1 protein-coding gene is annotated in these 5305 nt (G+C 73.4%); it reads right to left on the minus strand.

Annotation, left to right across the window (positions count from 1 at the left end; all coding sequences use genetic code 11):
- Positions 1-5305, minus strand: a 5305-nt coding sequence (locus Dsi01nite_RS56600; RefSeq protein ID WP_203854836.1) for a non-ribosomal peptide synthetase, incomplete at both ends; no start/stop codon positions are given.

The following is a 5305-nucleotide window of genomic DNA, read 5'->3' on the forward strand; positions in this document are numbered from 1 at the left end:
GCGCGGTCAACGCGGCCGCCAGCGCCTCCCGGTCGACGTCGCCCGGCAGCCGGACGGCCATCGGCATGTTGTACTCCACCGAACCGGGCTCGAACCGGTGCAGGAACCACAGCCGCTGCTGCGCGAACGACAACGGCAGCGGGCGGTCGCGGTCCACCGGGGTGATCGGCGGGGGCGCGTCGGCGGGGGCGAGCGTGTCGAGCACGGCGGCGAGGTGCTCGATGGTCGGGTGCTCGAACAGGGTGGACAGGTCCGGCTCGACGCCGAGGGCGGCCCGGATCCGTGACATCAGCCGGGTGGCCAGCAGGGAGTGTCCGCCCAGGCTGAAGAAGTCGTCGGTGATGCCGACGTGCTCGAGGCCGAGCAGCTCGCCCCAGATCCGGGCGAGCAGAGTCTCGGTGGGGTTGCGCGGCGCGGCGCCGGAGGAGAGGCCGACGGCGCCGTCGAGGCCGGGCAGGGCCCGGTGGTCGACCTTGCCGTTGACGGTCATCGGGATCGTGGCGAGCTCCACGAACACCGCGGGCAGCATGTACTCCGGCAGGTGCTGGCGCAGGTGTTCGCGCAACCGCTGCGGCTCGCCGATGCCCTCGGTCACGTCGCTGGGCACGAGGTAGGCGACCAGCCGGCCGGGGTCGCCGGGGTCGGCCGTCACCACGGCCGCGGTCACGGCCGGGTGGGTGAGCAGGACGGTCTCGATCTCGCCGGGCTCGACGCGGAACCCGCGGACCTTCAGCTGGGTGTCGGCGCGGCCGAGGTAGTCGAGCTGGCCGTCGGTCCGCCACCGCACCACGTCGCCGGAGCGGTACAGCCGCGACCCGTCGCCGGCGAACGGGTCGGCGATGAACCGTTCCGCGGTCAGGTCGGGCCGTCCGGCATAGCCGCGGGCGACCCCGGCGCCGCCGATCAGCAGTTCCCCGGACACTCCGGCCGGCACCGGTCGCAGCGGCCCGTCGACGACGTGGAGCCGCGCGTTGACGATCGGGACGCCGATCGTCGGGACGCCCGCGACCGACGGGTCGTACACCCCCATCGACGCGCACACCGTGGACTCGGTCGGCCCGTATGCGTTGATCAGCCGGTGCCCGCCGGCCCATCGCCGCGCGACCTCGACGTCGAGGCGCTCGCCGGCGGCCACGATCGTGCGCAGCCCGGCCAGATCCTCCGGCGCCAGCACCGACAGCAGCGAAGGCGGCAGGGTTGCCGCCCGGACGTCGCCGGCGGCCACCACCCGGGCCAGCTCGCCCGGCTGCGAGCGGACGCCCGACTCGGCCACCACCAGACGTGCCCCGGCCGCGAGCGCCATGATCATTTCCCAGACCGAGGCGTCGAAGCCGAGCGAGGCGAACTGCAGGACGCCCTCGCCGGCGGCGACGCCGAACTCGCGCTGCTGGGCCACGCACAGGTTGACGACGCCGCCGTGCGGCACCTGCACGCCCTTGGGCCGGCCGGTCGAGCCGGAGGTGTAGATGACGTAGGCCAGCTGCCGCGGGTCGACCCGGATCGCGGGGGCCGTGTCCGGCATCGTCGCGAGCGCCGCGACCGTGCCCGGCGCGTCCAGGACGACCGTGCGCAGGCGGCCCACGGGCAGCTCGTCGATCACCGCGGCCGTGCCGACCACGATCGAGGCGCCCGCGTCGTCGAGCATGAACGCCAGCCGGTCCGCCGGCGACGACACGTCCAACGGCAGGTACGCCGCCCCCGCCTTCCATACACCCACGATCGCCGCGGCCATCTCCACGCCGCGCTCCACCGCGACCCCGACGACGGACTCGGCGCCCACGCCGGCCGCGCGCAGCAGGTGCGCCAGCCGGTTCGCCCGCGCCTCCAGCTGCCCGTAGGTCAACGCCCGGTCGCCGCACTCGACCGCCACCGCGTCCGGGTGCTCCGCCGCCCGCGCCGCGATCAGCTCCTGCACCCCGCCCGCCGCGGGCAGCGCCGCGGCGGTGTCGTTCCAACCGGCCAGCCGCGCCGCCTCGGCCTCAGTCAGCAGCGGCAGGTCCGACAGCCGGCGGTCCGCGTCCGCCCCGACCGCGGTCAGCAGCTCGGCCAGGTGCCCGACCAGCCGCCGCACCGTGCCGCGGTCGAACAACGCGGTGGCGTACTCCACCTCGCCCGCCAACCGGGTGCCGTCGTCGACGAGAATCAGTCGCAGGTCGAACCGGGCCGGTTCGTCCGACGCCAGCTCGGATCCGCCGTCGTCGGCGATGGCCTCCCCGGCCGAGAAGTAGTTGAACAGCACCTGGAACAGCGGCGTGCGCGACCGGTCCCGGACCACCTCGAGCTCGTCGACCAGCCGCTCGAACGGCAGGTCCTGGTGGTCGTACGCCGCCAGCGCGTCGGCCCGGACCCGGGCCAGAAGCTCGGCGAACGTCGGGTCCCCGGACAGGTCGGTGCGCAGCACCAGGGTGTTGACGAAGAACCCGATCAGGCCCTCGATCTCGGCCCGGTTCCGGCCGGCGATCGGGGTGCCGACCACGACGTCCTCCTGGCCGCTGTAGCGCGACAGCAGCACCGTGAACGCGCTGAGCAGGGTCATGAACATCGACGCGCCGGCGTCCCGGGCCACCGCCCGCAGCCGCTCGGCCACCGCCTCGGGGACGTCGAAGCGGATCGCGTCGCCGGCCGGCGACCACACCGCCGGCCGCGGCCGGTCCGTCGGCAGCTCCAGCACGGGCGCGCCGGCGAGCCGCTCGCGCCAGTAGGAGAGCTGCCCCTCGAGGACGTCACCGGTCAGCCACTGCCGCTGCCAGACCGCGAAGTCGGCGTACTGCACCGGCAGCGGCGCCAGCGTCTCCCCGGCGTACAACGCCAGCAGCTCGCGCCGCAGGATCGCCGCCGACCACTCGTCCGAGGCCACGTGGTGCAGCATCAGCATGAGCGCGGTCTCGCCCGGGCTCAGCCGCACGACCGTGGCCCGGATCAACCACTCGGCGGCCATGTCGAACGGCCGAGCCAGCTCCTCGACCACGACCCGCTCCGCCGCCGGCATCGGATCGGCCTCACCCCGCAGATCCACCACACGCACCGGCACCTCGCCCGCCGGGTCCACGACCTGCCACGGCGTGCCACCCTCATCCGCGACGAGCCGCGTCCGCAACACCTCATGCCGCGCCACCAACGCGGCCAACGCCGCCCGCAACGCACCGAGATCCGCCCCGCCGTCGAAACGCACGAAGACCGGCACGTTGTACTCCACCGAACCCGGCTCCAGCCGGTGCAGGAACCACAACCGCTGCTGCGCGAACGACAGCGGCAACGGCCGGCCCCGCTCGACCGGCACGATCGCCGGCGCCACGATCCCCGGCCCGGCCGCCTCGATCACCTGACTCAACCCCGCCACCGTCGGCGCGTCGAACACCGCCGCCACCGGCACCTCGACCTCGAACACCGACCGCACCCGCGACACGACCCGCGTCGCCAGCAACGAGTGCCCACCAAGCTCAAAGAAGTTGTCGCCCGCCCCGACCCGGTCAACACCCAGCAACTCCGCCCAGATCCCCGCCAACAACTCCTGCACCGCCCCGGCCGGAGCAACAAACCCGGCCAGCCCCAGCCGGCTGCCACCCGCCGCCGCCAGCCCGGCCCGGTCGACCTTGCCGTTCGGCGTCAACGGCAACCCCGCCAACTCCACGAACACCGCCGGAATCAGGAACTCCGGCAACCGCCCGGCCAGAAACGCCCGCAGCTCCTCCACGACCAGCACACCGGCCGGGACCACATAGGCGACCAGCCGATCCTCGCCATCGGCGACCACGACCGCGGCCGCCACCGCCGGATGGCCCTCCAGCGCGTGCTCGACCTCACCCGGCTCGACCCGGAACCCACGCACCTTCACCTGATCGTCGCCGCGACCCAGGAACAGCAGGCCACCATCGGCACCACGCCGCACCCGGTCACCGGTCCGATACACCCGACCGCCACCCCCGGCCGCGACGAACCGCTCGGCGGTCAACGCCGGCCGGCCCAGGTATCCCCGCGCCAGCCCGACCCCGCCGATGAACAACTCGCCGACCACACCCTGCGGCACCGCGGACAGATGCCGGTCCAACACCTGCAACCGCACCCCCGGCAACGGACCGCCGATCGGCACCGGACCTTGCTCGTCGGAGCGCCCCGACACCGGCCAGAACGTCGAGTCGATCGTCGCCTCGGTCACCCCGTACGCCGTCAACACCCGCACCCCGCCACCGAGCACCCGGCAGGCCCGCTGCGCCGACTCCCACCGCCACACATCCGTCGTCACCACGACCAACCGCAGCTCCGGCAGCACGTGACCGCCGCGCTCCAGGAAGTCGACCAGCTCATCGACATACCGCGGCGCTGACTCGAACGCCTGCACCCCCGACGACCGCAACACCTCGAACCACTCCGCGGTCTGCAGCTGAGCGCCGACCTCGCCGACGACCAACGTGCCACCCGAACCGAGCGCCCGCACCACGTCACCGGTGAACACGTCGAAGCTCGCACTCGCCAGCGTCAACCAGCACAACCGCTCACCGGCCCGGAAATGCGCCGCCGACCACGCCGCGAACTCCCCGAGCAGCGCGCCGTGCGACACGACGGCGCCCTTGGGCAGGCCCGTCGACCCCGACGTGTAGATGACACACGCGCTCTGTGCCGGGTTGACGTCAACGTCGGGCGCGGCCGCGGCCGGCCACGTGTCCCACCACAACACCGGCGGCAGCTCCGCGGGCAGAGCGTCGGCCACCGAACGGTCCGCGACCAACACCTCCGCCGCGGCATCGCTCAGCAGGAACGCCAACCGCTCCGCCGGGTACTGCGGATCCAACGCCAGATACGCGCCGCCCGCCTTCCACACCGCGACAATCGCCACGACCAGATCCGCGCCGCGGGGCAGGCACAACCCCACGATCGACTCCGCACCCACACCCCACTCACGCAACCTCGCCGCCAGACGGCCGGCCCGCTCGTCCAGCTCCGCATACGTCAGTTGCACATCACCCGCCCGCACCGCCACCGACGACCGGTCATTGGCCCCGATCAGCTCATGCACCCCGGACAGTGCCGGCAGCTCCAACACCGCGTCGTTCCAGGCCTCCAGACCGGCCAGCTCCGCCGCGCCCAGCATCGGCAACTGCGACAACGCCCGATCCGGGGTGGCAGCGACCGACTCCAGCAACGTGGACAGGTGCCCGATCATCCGCCGGACGGTCGCCTCGTCGAACAGTTGCGTGCTGTACTCGAGCCCGCCGACCAGACCCGTCGCCGTCTCGACAACGGTGAGGCTCAGGTCGTAGGCCGCCGGCTTCTCGTGCACCTCGTCGCCGGGGGCGTCGGCCTCGGC

Source organism: Dactylosporangium siamense (assembly GCF_016862795.1).
GTDB lineage: Bacteria > Actinomycetota > Actinomycetes > Mycobacteriales > Micromonosporaceae > Dactylosporangium > Dactylosporangium siamense.